Origin of the sequence: Virgisporangium ochraceum, assembly GCF_016863655.1 — a bacterium.
In the GTDB taxonomy this organism is placed as follows: domain Bacteria; phylum Actinomycetota; class Actinomycetes; order Mycobacteriales; family Micromonosporaceae; genus Virgisporangium; species Virgisporangium ochraceum.
This window is the reverse complement of sequence record NZ_BOPH01000012.1, coordinates 11894-32621: the sequence shown is the minus strand read 5'-3', so window position 1 is coordinate 32621 and position 20728 is coordinate 11894. Positions and strand designations below refer to the sequence as shown.

The window sequence follows — 20728 nt, the reverse complement described above, 5'->3', positions numbered from 1 at the left end:
GCTCACTGCATCCGTGAGACCGAGCGATTTTCACTGAAGTAGTTCAGGATCCACACCAGCGCCCACACCGGCGCCCAGAACCCGCATGTCACAAGTGTCAGGACCAGATGCAGTAGGTGGTTGGTCTGAACCGGAGACGTCGTGACAATGTGGGTCGGATAGTGCGGCTGGTACGGAGCCATTGCGCCGGTGTTTCGAGGCGGAACGACAATCCACCTGTCGCCGTCCCACCACAGCTCACGGCCGTCGGCGACCGTGTACCAGCCGGGCGGCGTGATTCCCGGATCAGCCTTCTCGAGAAATGGCGGGCGTCCATGGGGATCGGGAGCCGGATGCATCAGCCCATCGTGGCCAGTTGATCACGCTTCCGGATCAGCTTTCTGGGTCTCGACCTCAGGCGGTCTGGTGACCGAACGTAGACGACGCGGCTGACGTCGGCCGCCGCCGTGAGCCGGATTGGCAGACACGCGCCGCCGGCTCACAAGGCCCAGGGGACCGGGGTGGGCGGCTGGTAGACGCACGTCGCGCCCGTGGATACCGACTCGCGGAGGTGGGCGGCCAGGGCCGGGTGCTGCTCGTCGAGTTTGCGGAGCGTGTCACGGATGCGGGCGGTCACCGTCTTGCGGGCGCGTTCGGCCTCGTCGCCCAGGCGGCGGGTGCGGCCGGCCAGGCCGGCGGCGGCCCGAAGCTCGGTGAGCAGGGCGTCGCGTTCGTGGTCGAGGGTGGCTGCGCGGGCGGTGTCGCCGCGGAGGGTGGCGCGGTCGATCTCGTCGTCGAGCTGGGTCAGGCGGTGCTTGTAGCGGGCCTTCGCCTCGTCGTCGAGGACCGGGTCGCCGCCCAGGGAACGGGCGGCCCGCACCACGTCGCCGCCGGACGGGTTCAGGAGATCGACCGCGGAGACGGCGTCGCCGGGACGGCTCAGGAGGTGATGGAGATCGTGCAGGCCCTTCGCGTCGGGGAAGTGGATCACGTGGCCGGCGAAGCCGAGGTTCCACACCTGGCCGTCGAGCTGGAAGCGGGCACCGGTGGACGGGGCGCGGACCGGCGGCGGGTCGGCGGGCGCCACGACGTGGCGGAGACCGATCTCCGCCGCCTCCGCGATGGCCGCCGCCAGCACCGTGGCCGCCGCCTCCCCGTCACCCGGCCCGCCGCGCGCCCGGAGCGCGGCCGCCAGCCGCACGCGCACCTCGACCGCCCACGGACGCGACTGCAGCCGGTCCGCCGACTCCAGCGCCGCGGTGAACCGCTCGAACGCCGGCTCCCACCGCTTCAACGCGGCGTCGAGGATCGCCAGCCACAGGTCGACCGGCCCGCTGATGTCGCACCCGTACATGGACACCAGCCACTCGCCCGAGTACGGCAGCAGCGCCGCGTGGGCGCGCTCGCACCGTTCCGGATCACCGCTCGCGGCGGCGGCCTGCGCCTCCACCCGCAGCGTCAGCGGCCGGAAGTCGAACGTGTGCTGGAGGTTGTCGGTGCTGGTGTCGGGTGGCGGGTCGCCCCGCTGCAGCGCGACCACCGCGGCGAGCAGGTTCGGGCACGGGTGCTCGCTGGCGGCGATGGTGACCAGCAGATCGGCCGTCTCCGCGAACCGACCCTGCATGACGAGCAGCGCCCACCGCAGGTGGTGTGCCATGTAGTGGAAGTGCGCGTGGTGGTGCGAGAACGACTCGTCGGCCTGGTTGAGGCACTTCTCCGCCTCGTCGAAGCGGCCGAGCAGCGTGAGGATGATGCTCTGGTCGACGAGCGAGCTGAACGTGGCCGTGGGCATGCCGATGCGCTCGGCCATCGCGACGAACGCGTGGTACCGCTCCAGGTAGCGCGGGTCGCCGAGCTCCAGCAGCGACACCCACTGGAACGAGGTGGCGATGTGTCCGGCCACCGGGTCGTTGAGGCGACGGGAGACCGCGATGATCTCGTCGGTGAGCTCGTACCGTTCACGGGCGGTGCCGAGGCCCCAGATCGTGTTGTGCCGGGCCCACAACCCGAACCGCAGCGCGTCGTCGTCGCCGTTGGCGCGGGCGAGTGCGACGAACCGGTGGGTGAGCTCGTCGGAGAGCCGGGCGACGGTGTCCTGGTCGGACTGACGGTGCAGCACCGAACCGGTGAAGAACCCGACCCCGTTCGGCACCGCCGCCGCGATCGCGCTGCCCGCCGCGGCCAGGGCGGCCTCGTCGGCCGGCGACACGGGACCGACGAGGCGGCGGTACGCCTCGCCGATCAGGGCCGCGATCATCGTGTGGGTGCCGGTGGGCGCGCGCTCCCGTTCGCTGCGCGTGAGCGTGAGGGCCACCCGGGCGATCAGGAGGTCGTCGTCGACCTCGCGCGCCGCCGTGACCGCGTCGGCGTACCGCTGCCAGCCCTCCTCGACCAGCCCGTTCATCAGCAGGGCGGCGCCGAGGTCGAGACCGACCCGCACCAGCCGGCGCGGAACGGCGGCGGCCCGTTCGAGCGCCCGGCGCAGGTGGCCGATCTCCTCCTCGATCGCGATGCGGTTGCTCGCGTCCTGCGCCGCGGCGAGGAGGATGTCGACGGCCCGGTCCGGGTCGAGGTCGGCGCCCGCGAGATAGGCGTGCCGGGCCAGGTCGGCCGGGAGGATGCGGTCGGCGAGCCCGGGCGTGCGGTCGATCGCCCGCACGACGTCGGCGTGGCGGCGGCGCACGTCGGCGGCCGCCAGGTCGTCGTAGAGGGTTTCCCGGACCAGGTCGTGCGCGAACGCGAACCGGCCCGGCGCGTGCACGACCGCGAGCCGGGCGGTGACCGCGTGATCGAGCAGCCGATCGACGGTGCTCGACGCACTCGCCTCCGCCCGCGCGGGCTCCGGCACCGGTGCCACGGTGGCTGCCAGTACCTCGCGTTCGAACTCCCGGCCGAGCACCGCGGCGCCGGTGAGAAGCTCGCGGACCGGCGGCGGCAGCATCGAGAGCCGCCGCTGCAACGAGTCGCGCACCCCGGGGCTGACGGCCGTGGCCGACCCGCCGCTGTGCCACAACCGGGCCGACTGCTCGACGAAGAACGGGTTGCCACCGGTGTGCCGGTGCACCTCGGCGACGAGGTCGTCGCCCGGTTCGCGGCCGGCGGTGCGCCGGATCAGCGCGCCGACCTCCCGCTCCGACAGCCCGGTGAGGCTCACCGTGGTGGCCCGGCCGAGCAGCGGCAGCAGCAGGGGACGCAGCGGGTGGTCGGGCGCCTCGGCCTCGACGTCGCGGTACGTGCCGATCACGAGGAGCCGTTCGAACCAGGTGTGCTGCGCGGCGAACTCAAGGAGGCGCAGCGACGCCGGGTCGGCCCAGTGGAGGTCGTCGAGAACCACCACGACCGGGCGGGTGTGCGACACCGAGACGAGCGCGGTGGTGACCGCGTCGTACAGCTCGAAAGTATCGGCGGACTGGCCCACGCCCTCACCGAGCAGCACCCACAGGCCGTCGCCCGCCGCCTCACTGACAGCGGCCCATTCCGCCGCCGGTACTCCCCGGCGCAGCCCGCGGACCACCTGCACCCAGGGCCAGTAGCCGGGCGTGCTGTCGGAGTTCCAGCACGACCCGTTGAGCACCAGCGCACCCTGTTGCCGGGCATCGTCGACCGCGCCGGTGACCAGCGTGGTCTTGCCGATGCCGGCCTCGCCGGTGACGAACACCAGCCCGCCATGGCTCTGCGTGACCCGCGTGATCTCCGCCCGCAGCACCGAGACCTGGTGCTCGCGCCCGATGAGGTTCATTGCCCTAGAACCGTACGCGAGGGGTGGGACAGAAACAGGGCCGGACGGGTGTTGCATCAGGGCCGTCGCCGACCGTGAACCAACAGTGGAACTGACCTCAAATATGGCCCCTGACCAGGCCGGACGTACAAGTCACATCGAGCCAAATCGACCCTGGTGCTTGACCTTTCGGCTTTGGTAGCCTTTGGCGGCCTCGGGGGGAGGAGCACCGCATTCCTGCTTCTGTCACGTGGCAACCGATGACGATTCGGTAACGGGGATCAACTCTCACCTATCCCGGTCGGGCACCTGGCCTGGTCGGGACGGTGTTGCGTGCCCCGAAAGTGCCTCAAGGCGCCCGGAACGGTCGGTTGCCGGATTGCATGACCCCGACGACGGAGGACCCATGGGGATTCCCGCAAGCCTGAAGAGGATCCGGCCCAGTTACCGCGTCACCAGCGTGCTGGCCGGCGCCGCGGTCTTCGCCGGTGCCGCGTTCTTCGCCAGCGGGGGCGCAGGTGCCGACAACCAGCCGGTGCCGCGCACGTTCGCCTCGTACCAGCCGGCCGGCGACGCCGGTCCGCGGGCGGGCGTCGTCACCCCCGACGTCCTGGAGTCCCTGCCGAACGTCCGGCAGGCCACGAACACCGACTACAAGCTCGGCAGGAACGGGCCGGCGTTCGAATCGCAGCCGAAGGTGCAGCCGCGGATCGTCGGCGGCGAGAAGGCCTCCGTCTCCCAGCACCCGTACATCGTCGGCATCGAGACGCTGTTCCACGTCCTGCAGAACGGCCAGTTCGTCGGCTTCATCTCCACCTGCACGGGCACGGTGATCAGCCCGACCAAGGTGCTCACGGCCGCGCACTGCGCGATCAACTCGCCGCTCGGCACCACGTACGTCATCGCGGGTCGCGACAACCTGAAGACAACGACCGCGGGCTTCACGACGATCGTCCGGTCGACGTACACCCACCAGGGCTTCGCCCGCATCCCGGCGCACAGCGACGGTGGCACCCCGCTCAACGACGTCGCGGTGCTGACGTTGCGCGACGCGCTGCCCGACGTCTACACCCCGATCGCCGTCGCGGCGCAGGGCGACGAGTCGGTGTACGCCGACAACACGCCGGCCCAGATCGTCGGGTACGGCGTCACCGGCCAGGGCGCCGGCGACCACGGGATCCTGCGGCACGGGGCCGTGCCGATCCGGTCCGACAGCGCTTGTGCCGGCGCGTTCGCCGACTACCGCGGCGACATCATGGCGTGCGCGGGCGCCGCCGGCGTCGACACCTGCAACGGCGACTCCGGCGGGCCGCTGATCGTCACGAAGAACGGCGTGCGGACCCAGGTCGGCATCACCAGCTGGGGACCGATCGACTGCGGGTCGAGCTACGGCGCCTATGCCCAGGTCAGCACGTACGGAAACCTGATCCGGGCCGACCTCGCCCGCAGGTCGCCGGCCAACCTCGACTGGACCGGCGACGGGCACAGCGACCTGATCGGCCGCAACGCCGGGGGAGACCTGGTGCTCTACTCGGGTACCGGTCTGCTGAACGGTGAGGTCGACTACGCCTTCAACGAGTCGTCGCGGATCGGCGTCAGCTTCGGCGGGTACCGCAAGCTCTTCCGGGTCTGGAACTGGAACAACGACAACCGACCGTCGATCTTCGGGGTGAGCCCGAACGGTGACCTCATGCAGTACAAGAGCGACGGCGAGGGCGAGTTCGCCAACAATGGCGTCGCCGATCTGATCGGCACCGGCTGGAACCGCTTCAACGACATCATGATCACAAACAACTGGACCGGCAACGGCCGGCCGAACCTGCTCGGCCGCGAAGCCAACGGCGACCTGTACCTCTACACCAGCGACGGCAACGGCGGCTGGGAGAACGGCGGGCTCGGCCTGCGGATCGGCGTCGGCTGGAGCATGTTCAACACGATCCTGACCCCGGGTGACTGGCTGGGTGACGGCCGGCAGGCCCTGATCGGCCGTACGCCCGGCGGCGACCTCCGCCTCTACCAGAGCGACGGCCAGGGCGGCTGGGTCAACGGCCTGGGCGTGCCGATCGGCACCGGCTGGAACATCTTCAGCATCTTCATGTCGCCGGGCGACTTCAACGGCGACAACCTGGTCGACATGATCGGGATCGAGCCGAACGGCAACATGCGCCTGTACCCGACCGACGGGCGCGGCAACTGGTTGAACTCCGGCGTCGGCATCACGATCGGGTCGGGCTGGAACATGTTCAACACAGTGTTCTGACAACCGCGAAAGGGCCCCGCGACCGTGTGTCGTGGGGCCCTTCGCGCGTCTGCCGTGACCACTGGGCCCACAGACGCGAGCAGGATTTGTAAACCGGTCGGGGGCACCGGCCGATATGGGGACGACATCTCGACGCAGGGGAAGCGGAAAGGGTCGATCCCAGTGACGAAAGCCATCCGGGTTACCAGCGTGCTGGCCGGGTTGATCGTGATCGGCGGTGCGGCCTTCGGGCCCGGCTCCGTCGCGAGCGCGGAAGACGGGCCCGACGCGGTCGGTCTGAAGGAACGGAGGGTCGCCACCGGCGATGTGCCGCGGGGCACCGCCGAGCGGGCGACCAGAACGGAGAGCACCAGGAAGCCGCCGAACGCGGTCAAGGCGACGGTGACGTCGTACCCGGTCGGGCCGACCGGCCCGGCGTTCCAGGAGCCCGGCGCCGGTGGTTCGGTCGTCGGCGGCACGCCGGCCAACGCGGTCGACCACCCGTACGTCGTCGGTATTCGCAGCGTCTATTGGGAGGACGACGGAGACGGCGGCCTCGAGGCGTGGGAGAGCACGTGCACCGGCACGGTGCTCAGCGCCACGAAGATCCTCACGGCGGCGCACTGCACGTACGACCTGCCGCTGGGCACCACGTGGGTGATCGCCGGTCGCAACAACCTCGACGACAACAACAGCGGCGGGTTCGTCGCCGAGGTGGCGTCGACGTGGATCCACCAGCAGTTCGGCTACTACAGCGACGTGCCGCGCTACGACGTCGCGGTGCTCACGCTGAAGCAGGCGCTGCCGAACTCGTACACGCCGATCAACCTGGTTGCGCAGGGCGACTCGACCGGTCAGGCCGACACCGACCCCTCGACGATCCTCGGCTACGGCGTCACCGATCCCAACGTCAACGACGCCGGGCGCCTGCACACGGCGAACGTGCCGATCCGCTCCGACGCCAACTGCACCACCTCGCTCGGCAGCAAGTTCGACGCGGCCACGACGTTGTGCGCCGGCGACGTGGGCATCGACACGTGTGGCGGCGACTCCGGTGGTCCGCTGCTCGTCGACGACAACGGCACGCCGGTGCAGGTGGGCGTCACGAGTTGGGGACCGGTGGCGTGCGGGTCGAGCTACGGCGCCTACGCCCAGGTGAACGCGTTCAACACGCTGATCGACGAGGACCTGACCCGCTCCGACCCGAACAACCTCGACTGGACCGGTGACGGGCACAGCGACCTGATCGGGCGCACCCCGGGCGGCAAGCTGCTGCTCTACTACGGCACCGGCCTGCTCCGCCAGCCGTCGATGCCGGCGATCGGCGGCACCGTCACCGAGATCGGCACCGGTTGGCAGTCGTTCAACAAGGTCTTCCGGGTGAAGAACTGGAACGGCGACCGCACCGAGTCGGTCTTCGCCCGCCTGCCCAACGGCAACCTGTACCAGTACAAGTCCGACGGCGAGGGCAACTTCACCAGCGGCATGGGCGACCTCATCGGCACCGGGTGGCACGTGTTCAACGACATCGTGGTCACCAGCAACTGGACCGGCGACGGCCGTCCGAACCTGCTCGGCCGCACCACGAACGGCGACCTGTACCTCTACACCAGCGACGGCAGCGGTGGCTGGATGAACGGCGGTGCCGGCATCAAGATCGGCAACGGCTGGAACATCTTCGACACGATCCTCACGCCGGGCACCTGGCTGGGTGACGGCCGGCAGGCGCTGATCGGGCGCACGCCGGCGGGCGCGCTGCGGCTGTACCAGAGCGACGGCATGGGCGGCTGGGTCAACGGCGCCGGCGTCCAGATCGGCACCGGCTGGAACATCTTCAGCCGGTTCATGTCTCCCGGCGACGTCAACGGCGACAACCAGGTCGACATGATCGGCGTCAACAAGTGGTCGGGCGCGCTGATGCTCTACCCGAGCGACGGCCAGGGCAACTGGCTGAACAACGGGGTCGGCATCACGATCGGGTCCGGCTGGAACATGTTCACGGCGATCTTCTGATCGCGGTCCCATCACCAAGCGTCGGGCGGCCTCCGGGCCGCCCGACGGCTTTTTGACGCGTTTGGTACGCCGGCGCGCGGGCCGCCCGGCCGCGCGTGCGCCACTCTTGCAGGGAGAACAACAGGAGGACGGGCTGCGTTGGCGCGCGGACAGTTGCGGATCTACCTCGGTGCGGCACCCGGGGTGGGCAAGACGTACACGATGCTCGAGGAGGCGCACCGCCGCGTCGAGCGCGGCACCGATCTCGTGGTCGGCTACGTCGAGACCCACGGCCGCAGGCACACGGCCGCCCTCCTCGACGGCCTGGAGGTCGTCGCGCGGCGCACGGTCCGCTACCGCGGCGCCGACTTCGAGGAGCTCGACGTCGACGCGGTCATCGACCGCGCCCCCCGGGTCGCGGTGATCGACGAGCTGGCGCACACCAACGTTCCCGGCAGCCGTAACGCCAAGCGCTGGCAGGATGTGCGCGAGCTGCTCGACGCCGGCATCGACGTGCTGTCGACGGTGAACGTGCAGCACCTGGAGTCGCTGAACGACGTGGTCGGCCGGATCACCGGCACCACCCAACGCGAGACCGTGCCCGACCGGGTGGTGCGCGCCGCGGAGCAGGTCGAGCTCGTAGACATGACGCCCGAGGCGCTGCGCAGGCGGATGGCGCACGGCAACATCTACGCGCCGGAGAAGGTCGACGCCGCGCTGGGCAACTACTTCCGCGCCGGCAACCTCACCGCGCTGCGCGAGCTGGCCCTGCTGTGGCTGGCCGACCGGGTCGACGACGAGCTCGACAGCTACCGGGCCGAGCACAGCATCGACGAGACGTGGGAGACCCGGGAACGCGTGGTGGTCGCGCTCACGGGCGGGCCGGAGGGCGAGACGCTCATCCGTCGGGCCGCGCGCATCGCGGCACGTACCCGGGGCGCCGATCTGATGGCGGTCCACGTCGCCCGCAGCGACGGCCTGGCGGGTGCCGACCCGGCGCACCTGGCGCGGCAACGGGTCCTCACGGAGAGCCTCGGCGGCACCTACCACGAGGTGATCGGCGCCGACGTCCCGGAGGCGCTGCTGGCGTTCGCCCGGGGCGCCAACGCGACGCAGGTCGTGCTCGGCGCGAGCCGGCGCGGTCGCGTCGCGCAGATGCTGTCGCCGGGCGTCGGTGTCACCACGACCGCCCGTTCGGGCGCCATCGACGTCCATCTGGTCGCGCACGAACGCGCCGCCGCGGGCGGGCGCATGGGCCGCCCTCCGGCGGCGTTGTCGCGCCGCCGCCGGCTTCTCGGGTGGACGCTCACAGCGGCGGGACTGCCGGTGCTGACGCTCGTCCTCCACGCGTTTCCCGGGCTGTCCCTGACCAACGACATCCTCGTCTTCCTGCTGGCGGTCGTCGGGGTGGCCCTGGTCGGCGGGATGTACCCGGCGCTGGTGGCGGCCGTGGCCGGTTCGCTGCTGCTGAACTACTTCTTCACGCCGCCGACGCGCACGTTCACGATCGCCGAGGCCGAGAACCTGTTGGCGTTGGGCGTGTTCGTTCTGGTCGCGGTCGCGGTGTCGGCCGTGGTGGACCTCGCCGCCCGGCGCACCCGGCAGGCGGCGCGGGCCAGCGCCGACGCCCAGACGCTGGCGACGGTCGCGGGCAGCGTGCTGCGCGGTGCGCGTCCCCTCGAAGCCCTTCTGGAAAGGCTCCGGGAGACGTTCGCGCTGGCGTCGGTGACGCTCCTGGAACGCACTCCCGACGGCCCGTGGCGGGTGGTGACGTCCGTCGGCGACCCGCCGTGCGCCGCGCCCGGCGAGGCCGACGCCGAGGTGACCGCCGACGACACCCTGACCGTCGCGTTGCGCGGGCGCCGCCTGGAGGCCGGCGACCGGCGGATCATCGAGGCGTTCGCGGCGCAGGCGGCGCTCGCGCTGCGGCAGGAGCGGCTGGCCGACGAGGCCGCGACCGCGCGTCCCCTCGCGGCCGCCGACCGGATGCGGACCGCGCTGCTCGCCGCGGTGAGCCACGACCTGCGGACGCCGTTGGCGTCGGCGAAGGCGGCGGTGACGTCGTTGCGGAGCGCCGACGTGGACTTCGACGAGGCCGACCGGGCCGAGCTGCTGGCGACCGCCGACGAGTCGCTCGACCGGCTGGCCGGCCTGGTGGCGAACCTCCTCGACATGAGCCGGTTGCAGGCCGGCGCGCTCGGGATGACCCCGGTCGCGCTCGGGCTGGAGGACGTCGTTCCGCGCGCCCTCGACGAACTGCGCGCGCGTTCGGTCACCGTGAGGATTCCTCCCGACCTGGCCGCCGTCCGCGCGGACCCCGGCCTGCTCGAACGCGTACTGGTCAACGTGATCGGCAACGCGTTGCGCGTCAGTTCCCGGGTGATGGTCACCGGTTCGGCACTGGGGTCCACTGTGGAGCTTCGCGTGATCGACCACGGCCCGGGGGTGCCCGAGGAGCTGTGGGACGGGATGTTCCAGCCGTTCCAACGCCTCGGCGACCGCGACAATGACAACGGCGTCGGGCTCGGGCTCGCACTGTCGCGCGGCCTGGCCGAGGCGATGGGCGGCACGCTGCGCCCCGAGGCGACACCGGGCGGCGGCCTGACGATGGTCCTGACTCTGCCTTCGGCCTCATGACCCGCGTCCTGGTCGTCGACGACGAACCGCAGATCCTGCGGGCGTTGCGCATCAACCTGAAGGCCCGCTCGTACGAGGTCGAGGTCGCCGCCGACGGTGCCACCGCGCTGCGGCTGGCCGCGTCGTTCCGCCCCGACCTGGTCGTGCTCGACCTCGGCCTGCCCGACCTCGACGGCGTCGAGGTGATCCGCGGCCTCCGCGGCTGGACCGCGGTGCCGATCATCGTCCTGTCCGGCCGGGCCGACAGCTCCGACAAGGTGGGAGCGCTGGACGCCGGCGCCGACGACTACGTCGTCAAGCCGTTCGGCATCGACGAGTTGCTGGCCCGCATCCGTGCGGTGTCCCGCCGTTCGGCGCCGGCACCCGAGTCGCCGTCGTGCCGCGTCGGCCGGTACACGGTCGATCTGGCCGCCCACTCCGTCGACGGCGGTGCCGTGCGCCTGACCCCGACCGAGTGGCAGCTGCTGGAACTGTTGCTGCGCAACCCCGGCAAGCTGGTCAGCCAACGCCAGCTGCTGCACGAGGTGTGGGGCCCGCAGTATTCCACGGAGACGAACTACCTGCGCCAGTACATGGCCCGGCTGCGGGCGAAGCTGGAGGACGACCCGGCGCATCCGCGCCACCTGCTCACCGAGCCGGGGATGGGCTACCGCTACGCGCCGTGAAGCTGCTGTTCGAGCCGTTCGCGCGCTCCCGCGAGCGACGGGCCGTACCAGGTGAGGTCGCGTCCGGAGACGAGCACGCACCTCTGCTCCGGGAACGCCTCCGGTCCGTCGTCCGCGGTGAACAGGTACGGCTCGTCGGGCAGGACGACGAGGTCGGGCTGCTTGCCCCGCAGCTCCTCCAGGCTCGGTCGCGGGTACCGTTCGTCCGGGTCGTCGTAGAGGTTGCGGACCCCGAGCCGCCCGAGCACATCAGACGCGAACGTGTCCCCACCGACGACGATCCACGGCCGCCTCCACACGGGGACGATCGCCGTTGTTGTCTGTTCCGGTGCGGGTCGCGCCCAAGCGGTGCGGGCCTGCCGCAGCCACTGCGGCTCGCCGTCAGCGCCCAACGCCTGGAGCATCACGCCCAGCTCGTCGAGCGCCGCGCCCACGGTACGCGGATAGGTGACGTGGACGCGGATGCCCTTGTCCGCCAGCGCGTCGGCGTCGGTGCGCCGGTTCTCCTCCATGTTCATCACCACGACGTCGGGCTTCAGGGCCAACACCTCGTCGAGGCGTGGGTACTTGCTGCCACCGACGCGGGCAACATCGAGGTCCGCGGGGTGGGTGCAGAAGTCGGTGGCACCGACGAGCAGCCCGGGCAGGGTGACGGCGATCGCCTCGGTCAACGACGGAACCAGCGAGACCACCCTCATGGCTGCAAGGTATCCCGTCCAGCCGGGGCCAGGTTTGCAAGTGCTGTGCGAGGTCGGTTCTTTGCAGCATGTACCAGGCGGTACCATGCATCCTGCAAGAGGCAACTTGACTCTTGCGAATCAAGCAACCCCTCCCGTGACACTGAGTAAGACGGTCATTGGTGACACGATCCGCCGAGGTATTGACGCCCCTGCTGGCCCGCTGTCTCCGAAGTACCATCACCGTCGGCTTTGGGGAGGGGTCATGACGGATGGAAGACCTGGGCCGAGGCGCATTGTGCGCCTCTATCAGGACGACGAGGTAACGGTGACGACGGCCTGGGTCGTCGCCGCTGAGGGTAGGCGCTATCCGGTGGCTGAACTGGGCCACCTGGTAGAGGCAAGAGGAGCACCGCACGCCGGTGCTGGTATCGCTGGTCACCGCCGCCACCACGGGGATCGGGGTGATCGCCGTCGCTGCCCTGGCACAGTCGTCGGCACCGCTCGCGATCGGTGGGATGGCGGTTGTGGTGCCGGCCGCGGCGGCCACGTTCTGCGCATTCCGCTGGCCGCCGAGATATTCGCTAAGGGCCAGCTATCGCGGAGTCGACGTCGAACTGTACTGCGGCAACGACGAGTCGACCATCCGCAAAGTGGCCCGAGCCCTGATCCGGGCCCGGGAAATGAGCGGAAAGGTGGCCGCCGGCTGAACGTCGCCCCCCGATCTCGGGCAACATCGAGTCATACGGCCTTGTCGCGGGCGGCCTTGATGGCAGCAATGGCGTCGGCACCGTGCAGGCCCAGAGAACGGATCTGGTCAAAGCTCTTGAAATAGCGCTTCACCTCGTCGGGTGACTCCGCTGCGACGTGGCTTCCGTGCTGGTCGTGGAAGACGATCGGTGAGTCGCGACGGTCGGCGAACTCCAAGATCACAAAGCCGAATGACACACCGGGGTATCCGTCTATGTTTGTTGGAATCACGCTGAGGTCGATGTGTGGCTCGCGGGCGTGGTCGAGTAGCGCATTCAGCTGATCCCGCAGCACCGGAGATCAGAAAGAAGGTCCGACCAGGCTGCCCGGGTGAAAGTCAGTACCGGGCTGCCGGCGAGCTTCGAGTCGCGCACCTGAACGTGATCTTCGTCGATGCCGACCTCGATGCAGTTTCCGTTGACCGTGCTTCGGGTGGACTTGCGGAATACTGGTCCATCAGCGGGCGCGCAACCTGACTGCGGCATATCGCTCCCCCTTCGCGAGAAAGCCCCATTTGTGCACCGCTTGGTGCGCCGCAGACCACCGCAATTCAGCGGAAAAGGCTCGCCGGCGGTGCCGGTGACTCGCGGGCGTCCGCGTCGGTGACGGGGCGGGCGCCGGCCACGAAGTTGTCGAGGTCGGCACCGTGCAGGAGGCGGCACGGGAACTGGTCCGCGGCCGCGTTCGTGGCGAGGTCCGCCACGGGGAGTTCCGGCCCGGCGACGGCCACCAGGTTCCCGAAATAGCGGCCCTTCAGCACGCCCGGCTCGGCGATCAGGCACAGGTCGGCGAACACCCGTTTCAGCGTGGCCACCTGCCCGCGGGTGTAGGCGAGGTCGCGGCCGTCGGCCAGGTTCGTCGCGTACCAGCCGTGGGGGCGGAGGACCCGGGCGATGTGGGCGGCGGCCTCCACGGTCCCCAGGCTGGCCGGTACCCGGGCGGCGCTGTACACGTCGGCGACGACGAGGTCGAAGCGCGCGTCCCCGGTGGCCTCGACCGCCGCGCGGGCGTCGGCGGCGCGGACCCGGACGTGGGCACCACGCGGCAGCGGCAGCACCCGGCGCACGAGATCGGTGAGGGCGGCGTCCTTCTCCACGACCCGCTGGCGGGCGCTCGGCCGCGTCGCGGCGACGTATCGCGGCAGGGTCAGCGCGCCGCCGCCGAGGTGCAGGAGGTCCGCCGGCGCGGCGGCGTCGACGACGTCGGCGAGGCGGCGCATGTAGCGGTAGCGGAGGTTCCGCGGATTCGCGGTGTCCACATAGGACTGTGGCAGCCCGTCGACGGCGAGGGTCCAGCAGACCGGGTGGTCGGGATCGGGCGCGAGCGTGGCGTCGCCGGAGTCGACCCGTTCGGTGACCCCGGGTGAATTGCGCGTGCGCCGTCCCATCGGCCAACAGTAGGCTGCCGCCGTGCGGACCTACCGGTCGGACGACGAAGACAGCTCCCGCTGGGAGGGCTTCCCGTTCCGGGCCGGCGACATCGTGATCAGCACCCGGTCGAAGAGCGGCACCACGTGGATGCAGATGATCTGCGCGCTGCTCGTGCACCGCACGCCCGACCTGCCGGCACCGCTGTCGGAGCTTTCGCCGTGGCTCGACCACCTGATCCGTCCGCGTGACGAGGTGGTGGCGGCACTGGAGGCTCAGCCGTTCCGGCGCGTCATCAAGACCCACACCCCGCTCGACGGCGTGCCGGTCGACGCCCGCGCCACCTACGTCGTGGTCGCGAGGCATCCGCTCGACATGGCCGTGTCGATGTACCACCAGAGCGCGAACATCGACCGTGAACGGCTGCGCGAGCTCACCGGTGCCGGGGAGGCGCGGGTGCTGCCCCCTCTGGACGAGTGGCTACCGCGCTGGGTGACCCGTGACAGCGGCTACCTCGACTCGCTGCCCGGCGTCCTGGCGCACCTCACCGACGCGTGGCACCGGCGGCACGAGCCCAACGTGGTGCTCGTCCACTACGACGACCTCCGGGCCGACCTCGCCGGCCGGATGGCCGAACTGGCGGCGCGGCTGCACCTCGACCCGCCGACGCCCGACCTGGTCGAGGCGGCCACCTTCGAGCGGATGCGGGTGCGCGCCACCGAACTGGCCCCCAACGCGCAGGGCGTACTGAAGAGCCCGCGGGCCTTCTTCCGGCGCGGTTCCTCCGGTGCGGGACGTGAGGCGCTCGGTGAGGCCGGGCTCGCGGCGTACGACCGGCGTACCCGGGAGCTGGCCGCGCCGGACCTTCTCGCCTGGCTTCACCGCTGAGGGGTTGACACAGCCCGTGCCGCGGCGCACCCTTTCTCCATTGTCTTACTGTCGTAGATAAATAGAGGAGTGGGGTTGATCGAGTTCCACTTGGACGGCCACTCGAAGGTCGCCACCTACATGCAGCTCGTGCAGCAGGTCAAACAGTCGTTGCGCACCGGGGTGCTCGGCCCCGGCGACCAGCTCCCGAAGGTGCGTGAGGTCTCGGAGTCGCTGGCGATCAACCCGAACACGGTGCTGAAGGCCTACCGCCAGCTGGAGATCGAAGGGCTCGTGGAGGGTCGACCCGGGGTCGGCACGTTCGTGACCCGCACGCTCGCCGGGCCGTCGCTCGCGAACCAGGCCGCCCTGCGGCGCGGCTTGGAGTCGTGGCTGCGCAAAGCGCGCACCGCCGGGCTCGGCCGCGAGGACATCGTCGCGATCGTGGAGACGACGATGCGGGCCACGTTTCAACAACAGGAAGCCGAAACCGACGAACAGCCGGGCACCGGAAGGGAGATAGCGTGACCGACACCGCCGTGGAGACCACCGGCCTCGGCCGGAGGTACGGGAAGAACTGGGCGCTACGCGACTGCTCGCTGCGGCTGCCGGCCGGGCGGATCGCCGCGCTCGTCGGGCCGAACGGCGCCGGCAAGAGCACGCTGCTGCACCTGCTCGTCGGGCTGAGCCAGCCGTCGGCGGGCAGCGTCACCGTGTTCGGCCAGGCGCCGGGCAGCCGCGAGGTACTCGACCGCATCGGGTTCGTCGCGCAGGACACACCGCTGTACCGCGACTTCACGCCCGCCGAGCTGATCGAGATGGGTCGCCGGCTCAATCGCGCCTTCGACGTCGGCCTGGCGAGGGACCGGCTCGACCAACTCGGGATCGCCGCCGACCGCGCGGTCGGCAAGATGTCGGGCGGCCAGCGGGCTCAGGTCGCGTTGACGCTCGCACTGGCGAAGCGGCCGCGGCTGCTGCTGCTCGACGAGCCGGTCGCGAGCCTGGATCCGTTGGCGCGCAGGGAGTTCCTGCAGGCGCTGATGGGCGGGGTGGCCGACGAGGGCACTACGGTGCTCCTTTCTTCACATCTGCTCGGTGACCTGGAGCGGGTCTGCGACCACCTCATCGTGCTCAACGCCGGCCGGGTGCAGGTGCTCGGCGGCGTCGAGGAACTGGTGGCCGACCACCGGTTGCTGGTGGGTGCGGCCGACCTGGCGCCGCACGGCCTCACCGTGGTGCAGGAGCGCCGCACCGACCGGCAGGCGAGCCTGCTCGTGCGCGGTTACGACCCGACCGTCACCCACATCGATCCACAGTGGACGGTCCACGACGTGAGCCTGGAGGACCTCGTGCTCGCCTATCTCGCCAACGGTGCGGCCGATGCCCTGCCCGGTCCGGTGGGGGTGCGGCCGTGATCTGGCTGGTCTGGCGGCAGCACCGCAGGCAGTTGTTCGCCGCGTTGATCGGGCTGGCGGTGCTGGCCCTCGCGCTCGTTCCCACCGGCCTCTCGACGCACAAGGCGATCGCCGCCTACTCGAGGTGCGTCGACGCGCTGGGTACCGCCGACTTCGTCCCGCTCGCGGCCGGCGAGAAGTGCGACGTCCTCGCCGAGTCGTTCGGTGCCACCCACGAGTCGTGGGCGTACGCCGGCATCCTGCTCCTGGTCCTGCCCCTGCTCGTCGGGCTGTTCTGGGGTGCGCCTCTGGTGGCCCGCGAGGTCGAGCACGGTACCCACCGTCTGGTGTGGACACAGGGGATCACGCGGCGGCAGTGGGCGCTCACGAAGGTCGGGCTCGTCGGCGCGACCGTCGTCGTGCTGGCGGCCGTGTACTCGACGCTCGTCACCTGGTGGATGGAGCCGCTCAACGACACGATCGCGGTCCGGTTCTCGTACATCTTCTTCGACCAGCAGGGTGTGGTGCCGGTCGCGTACACGGTGTTCGCCGTGGCCGTGGGCATCTTCGCCGGCACCGTGGTGCCGAGGGTGCTTCCGGCGATGGCGACCACGTTGGTGGCGTTCCTGTTCGCCAGGATCGCCATCGCCGTCTTCGTGCGGCCGAACATCCGGGCCTCCGAGACGAGGACCGGCCTGGTGGCCGGCACCGAGCACGTCATGCCGAATCCGGCCGTGGGCAACTGGATCACCGAGACCAGCATCCGCACGGGTGACGGACGTGTGCTGCAGGACGGCAGCACCGGCTACTGCGTTACCGGCGGCGGCGACGGCACCTGCAACGGCATGGACCCGAACGCGTTCAACCACTGGACCTACCAGCCCGGTGGCCGGTTCTGGCTGTTCCAGTGGGTGGAGTCGAGCATCTACGTGGTTCTGTCGGTGGCGCTGCTGTATCTCGCGCTGCGCCGCATCCAGAAGCGCCTTTCTTAATTAGCCGAGGTTGCGGCGCATCCAGTGCAGCGCCGTGCGCCGGGTCTCCTCGTCGCTGGCCGGGTCGAGAACGCTCAGCGCGAACTGCCCGAGGTCGTCGACGACGCGTTCGGCGTGGTAGTAGTCGAGGGTCGGCCGGTGCACCTCGTACCGGCCGTATCCCTGGAAGAACAAGGCTCTGCGCCGCTCGGTCACCACCTGTTCGCCCCACGGCCCGGCGAGCACGAACACGAGGTCGCGCTCGCGTGGGGCGTGCAGCGGCGCATCCCAGTCCACAATGGATAGTTTCCCGTCGGGCCCGGCGAGAACGTTTCCGGTGTGGATGTCGCCGTGGCACAGCACGGGTTGGGTGGCACGGGCCGCGGCCCGCAACGCCTCCGCGCGGTCACACAAAAGCTCTATGGGACCGGCGTGAGCGCGCCAGAGGGCCGCGAGTTCGTCGTTCTCCTCCGCCCGCCCGGCCAGTGACCGCAGCAGCGCGACCGACGACGGATCGAACGTCTCCACCGGAACCCCCGGCGGCACGGTGGCGGCGTGAACCGCGGCGATGATGCGCCCGTAGGCAACGTACTGCTCGTCGGTGAAGCCGGTGGTCCAGCAGCCGTGGCCGTCGACGAACGGATAGAGCAGCACCTGGGTGCCGTCGTCGGCCAGGAGGGGCGCACCGGTCGGCGCCACCACCGCGGTTACCCCGGTGCGGTGCAGGTGCTGGGGCACGGCGACCTCGGCCGGCCCCGTGCGCAGCTTGACGAAGTAGCGCCGGCCGTCGAGACCGGTCGCCTCGTAGGTCGTCGCGTTCCGGTCGAGGCCGCCGTCGAGCCGCCGCACCGCCGCGACGGCCACTCCCCAGCCCTGTTCGACGAGCGCGCCGATCCGGTCCATCCGTTTGATGCTAAGCCGCTGCGCGGCGGCGGTACGCGAGCAGGGCCACCACCAACGCCGCGACGCCGGCGACCAGACCGGCGATCCCGAGCGTGAGCGCGAGGCCGGACTCCGCGTCGTCGCCGGTCTCCTCGGTGGCGGCCGCGTTCACCGGGGCGGGGGCCGCCGGAGCGGCGGTCGCCTTGGACAGCTTCAGGATCGGGGCGGGCCGGTCGGCGTCGGCGCCCTCGTCGATCCAGCGGACGACCTCGCCGTCGGAGTAGGTCTGCAGGGCCTTGAACGCGATCTGGTCGACCTCGGGCAGCGGCCCGGCCGACACCTCGAACTCCTGGAACGTGTGCGGCTTGATCTGGGTGGCGTCGCCGTCGGCGGTCCAGACGAGCTTCGACACCACCTCGGTGACCTCGCTGTCGTGGACCTTCAACGGCGTCGCGAGCGTCGTCTTCTCGACCGCGACGGTCCAGCCCGGTACAGGGCGCGTCGACACGGACGCGATCGGCGCCAGGTCGGTCGGGATGACGATCTCGAGCCTGGTGGTCGACGCGGCGTCCTTCTCGTTCGGCACCCGGAACGCGAGTTTGGCGTACCCGCCCTGCGTCGCGTCCTTCGGGTTGACCGTGACGTGCGCCGAGGCCGTTCCGACGCCGGTGACGGCGGTCGACAGCGCGCCGATGGCGACCGCGAGGGCCACTCGCAGTGCGGTCCGCGTACGCATCAGTTCTCCTCGATATTCCTGGGTGCCCGTTTCCTAACGAAGTCGGCAAAAGGGGCCGAAGAGTTCCCCCTCATTTTTCGTATGGTCCTGTAGCATACAGATTTATGACAGGTCCACGCTTCGAGGTTCTCGCCGCTGAGCTGCGGGAACGCGTCGCGATGGGCGACTACGCGCGGTCGGGTGCGCTGGAGAGCGAGGCCGAGCTCGGCCGGCGGTACGGCGTCAGCCGGGTGACCGTCCGGCGGGCCCTGGAGCAGCTGCGGGCCGAGGGGCTGGTCGCGGCCCGCAAGGGCTCGGGGTGGTACGTCGTCTCGGGTGCCTCGTTCGGGCAGACGCTGGCGCTCGGCAGCTTCCAGCACGCCCGGTCGGCGGTCACCGAGGCGGGCATGGCACTGGTGCGCCGGGTCACCGGCTACGAGTACCGGCCCGCTCCGGCCGACGTCGCGCAGGTGCTCGGCGTCGCCGACGGGGCCGAGGTGCTGCGGGTTCGTGCGGTGCGGCGGGCCGGACAGTTGCCGCTCGACGTGGTCACCGAATGGGTGTCCCTGTCCTTCGCGGCGCCGGTGAGCCGGGCCGATGCCGAGGACCCCGGCGTGTGGGAGACGTTGCGGCGCAAGGGCCACGAGATCGAGGTCGTGCGGCAGACCATCGCCGCGGCGGCGGCCTCCGCGGCCGTGGCCGAGCTTCTCGACACGGCCGCCGGCGTCCCGTTGCTGTTGATCCGGCGGTTGGCGCTTTTGCCCGACGGACGTCCGCTCGCGCTGTCCGAACACCGGTATCTCGGGCACCGGTTCCGGCTCGAGGTCGAGTTCCGCGGCGGGCCGGGTTCCGATCCGCCCGGAGTGATGGAGATTTCATGAATCTGCTCGTCACCGGCGCCGCCGGGTTCATCGGCGCGAACTTCGTGCGTTACTGGCGTCTACGTCGTCCGGGCGACCGCGTCGTCGCGGTCGACGCGCTCACCTACGCCGGCAACCGGTCGACCCTCGACGGCGTCGACTGTGTCTTCGTGCACGCCGACATCCGCGAACTGTCCACAATGGAGCAGCTGCTGCGCGAGCACCGCGTCGACGTCGTGGTGAACTTCGCGGCCGAGTCGCACAACAGCCTGGCCGTGCTCGACCCGGGCCGCTTCTTCGAGACCAACGTGCTGGGCACCCAGCGGTTGCTGGAGGCCGCCCGACGCGTCGGGCTGGCCCGGTTCCACCACGTGTCGACGTGTGAGGTGTACGGCGACCTCCCGCTGGACTCCGATGAGACGTTCACCGAGGAGTCGCCGTACCGGCCGCGAACGCCGTACAACGCCAGCAAGGCGGGCGCCGACCATGCCGTCCGCGCGTACCACGAGACGTTCGGGCTGCCCGTCACGATCACCAACTGCGCCAACAACTACGGGCCGTACCAGTTCCCGGAGAAGGTGATCCCGCTCTTCACCACGCGGGCGCTGCGCGGGCAGCCGTTGCCGCTGTACCGGTCGAGCGCCAACCGGCGGGAGTGGCTGCACGTCACCGACCACTGCGCCGCCATCGAGCGGGTGCTGGACGCCGGCACCGTCGGTGCGACGTACAACGTCGGCTCCGGCGTCGAGGTGAGCGCCGCCGACCTGGCCGGGCTCATCCTCGCCGAACTCGGCCTGCCACCGACGATGATCGAGACGGTGCCGGACCGCCCCGGCCACGACCGCCGCTACCTCCTCGACTCGGGCCGGCTCCGGCGCGAGCTCGGCTGGGCGCCGACGGTCGACTTCGCGTCGGGGCTGGCGGCGACCGTCGCCTGGTACGCGTCGCACCGGTCGTGGTGGGAGCCGCTGCTGTCACCGGTCGACGAGGCCGCATGGGCGTAGGTTGATGCGGC

The 20728-nt window shown here is 70.7% G+C and carries 19 protein-coding genes; 11 read left to right on the top strand and 8 right to left on the bottom strand.

The annotated features are described in order from the left end of the window. Positions 1–2: 2 nt before the first annotated feature. On the bottom strand, positions 3–338 hold the full coding sequence (locus tag Voc01_RS04480) for a hypothetical protein (RefSeq protein ID WP_203925969.1): 336 nt from the start codon (positions 336–338) through the stop codon (positions 3–5). Between the two features lie 140 nt (positions 339–478). After that, on the bottom strand, positions 479–3718 hold the full coding sequence (locus Voc01_RS04475; RefSeq protein WP_203925968.1) for an ATP-binding protein: 3240 nt from the start codon (positions 3716–3718) through the stop codon (positions 479–481). Between the two features lie 385 nt (positions 3719–4103). On the opposite strand from Voc01_RS04475, the gene Voc01_RS04470 reads away from it, so the two are divergent. The 4 genes from Voc01_RS04470 to Voc01_RS04455 all read left to right on the top strand — a co-directional run bounded on the left by Voc01_RS04470 (position 4104) and on the right by Voc01_RS04455 (position 11230). Beyond that, a complete protein-coding gene (locus Voc01_RS04470) occupies positions 4104–5957 on the top strand; it encodes a trypsin-like serine protease (RefSeq protein WP_203925967.1) in 1854 nt (617 codons plus the stop codon). 162 nt (positions 5958–6119) lie between these two features. Beyond that, positions 6120–7949, top strand: a complete 1830-nt coding sequence (locus tag Voc01_RS04465) for a trypsin-like serine protease (RefSeq protein WP_203925966.1) — start codon at positions 6120–6122, stop codon at positions 7947–7949. A gap of 138 nt (positions 7950–8087) precedes the next feature. Then, on the top strand, positions 8088–10565 hold the full coding sequence (locus Voc01_RS04460) for a sensor histidine kinase (protein ID WP_203925965.1): 2478 nt from the start codon (positions 8088–8090) through the stop codon (positions 10563–10565). Then, entirely contained in the window at positions 10562–11230 is a 669-nt protein-coding gene (locus Voc01_RS04455) for a response regulator (protein WP_203925964.1), read from the top strand. The genes Voc01_RS04460 and Voc01_RS04455 overlap by 4 nt, the downstream gene beginning before the upstream one ends. Here the strand turns inward: Voc01_RS04455 and Voc01_RS04450 are convergent. Then, positions 11218–11928: a helical backbone metal receptor gene (locus tag Voc01_RS04450; RefSeq protein WP_203925963.1), complete on the bottom strand. Its 711-nt coding sequence runs from the start codon at positions 11926–11928 to the stop codon at positions 11218–11220. The genes Voc01_RS04455 and Voc01_RS04450 overlap by 13 nt on opposite strands. Positions 11929–12329: 401 nt before the next feature. Here Voc01_RS04450 and Voc01_RS04445 point away from each other — a divergent pair, with 401 nt between their 5' ends. Further along, positions 12330–12617 carry a DUF6232 family protein gene (locus Voc01_RS04445; protein ID WP_203925962.1) on the top strand — a complete coding sequence of 96 codons (288 nt, stop codon included), beginning with the start codon at positions 12330–12332 and terminating at the stop codon, positions 12615–12617. 31 nt (positions 12618–12648) lie between these two features. Here Voc01_RS04445 and Voc01_RS04440 read toward each other — a convergent pair whose 3' ends face one another. From Voc01_RS04440 to Voc01_RS04430, 3 genes are all read right to left on the bottom strand, one after another. Continuing rightward, entirely contained in the window at positions 12649–12951 is a 303-nt protein-coding gene (locus Voc01_RS04440; protein WP_203925961.1) for a Scr1 family TA system antitoxin-like transcriptional regulator, read from the bottom strand. Beyond that, entirely contained in the window at positions 12933–13142 is a 210-nt protein-coding gene (locus Voc01_RS04435; protein WP_203925960.1) for a DUF397 domain-containing protein, read from the bottom strand. Before Voc01_RS04435 ends, Voc01_RS04440 begins: the two co-directional genes overlap by 19 nt. Positions 13143–13207: 65 nt before the next feature. Next, positions 13208–14044: a spermidine synthase gene (locus Voc01_RS04430; protein ID WP_203925959.1), complete on the bottom strand. Its 837-nt coding sequence runs from the start codon at positions 14042–14044 to the stop codon at positions 13208–13210. Positions 14045–14066: 22 nt separating this feature from the next. Here Voc01_RS04430 and Voc01_RS04425 point away from each other — a divergent pair, with 22 nt between their 5' ends. The 4 genes from Voc01_RS04425 (at position 14067) to Voc01_RS04410 (ending at position 17277) form a co-directional block, all read left to right on the top strand. Further along, positions 14067–14912, top strand: coding sequence for a sulfotransferase domain-containing protein (locus Voc01_RS04425; protein WP_203925958.1), 846 nt, complete (start codon positions 14067–14069; stop codon positions 14910–14912). Positions 14913–14987: 75 nt separating this feature from the next. After that, on the top strand, positions 14988–15419 hold the full coding sequence (locus Voc01_RS04420) for a GntR family transcriptional regulator (RefSeq protein ID WP_203925957.1): 432 nt from the start codon (positions 14988–14990) through the stop codon (positions 15417–15419). Beyond that, a complete protein-coding gene (locus Voc01_RS04415) occupies positions 15416–16306 on the top strand; it encodes an ABC transporter ATP-binding protein (RefSeq protein ID WP_203925956.1) in 891 nt (296 codons plus the stop codon). Before Voc01_RS04420 ends, Voc01_RS04415 begins: the two co-directional genes overlap by 4 nt. Then, positions 16303–17277: an ABC-2 membrane transporter-related protein gene (locus tag Voc01_RS04410; protein WP_203925955.1), complete on the top strand. Its 975-nt coding sequence runs from the start codon at positions 16303–16305 to the stop codon at positions 17275–17277. The genes Voc01_RS04415 and Voc01_RS04410 overlap by 4 nt, the downstream gene beginning before the upstream one ends. Here the strand turns inward: Voc01_RS04410 and Voc01_RS04405 are convergent, their stop codons facing one another. Next, positions 17278–18159, bottom strand: coding sequence for a phosphotransferase enzyme family protein (locus Voc01_RS04405; RefSeq protein WP_203925954.1), 882 nt, complete (start codon positions 18157–18159; stop codon positions 17278–17280). A gap of 10 nt (positions 18160–18169) precedes the next feature. Next, complete coding sequence (locus Voc01_RS04400; RefSeq protein ID WP_239159943.1) at positions 18170–18877, bottom strand: YcnI family copper-binding membrane protein; 708 nt, start codon at positions 18875–18877, stop codon at positions 18170–18172. 101 nt (positions 18878–18978) lie between these two features. Between Voc01_RS04400 and Voc01_RS04395 the strand changes: the two genes are divergently transcribed. Next, complete coding sequence (locus Voc01_RS04395) at positions 18979–19734, top strand: GntR family transcriptional regulator (protein WP_203925952.1); 756 nt, start codon at positions 18979–18981, stop codon at positions 19732–19734. Further along, positions 19731–20717 carry a dTDP-glucose 4,6-dehydratase gene (gene rfbB, locus Voc01_RS04390; protein ID WP_203925951.1) on the top strand — a complete coding sequence of 329 codons (987 nt, stop codon included), beginning with the start codon at positions 19731–19733 and terminating at the stop codon, positions 20715–20717. Before Voc01_RS04395 ends, rfbB begins: the two co-directional genes overlap by 4 nt. Positions 20718–20728 lie beyond the last annotated feature (11 nt).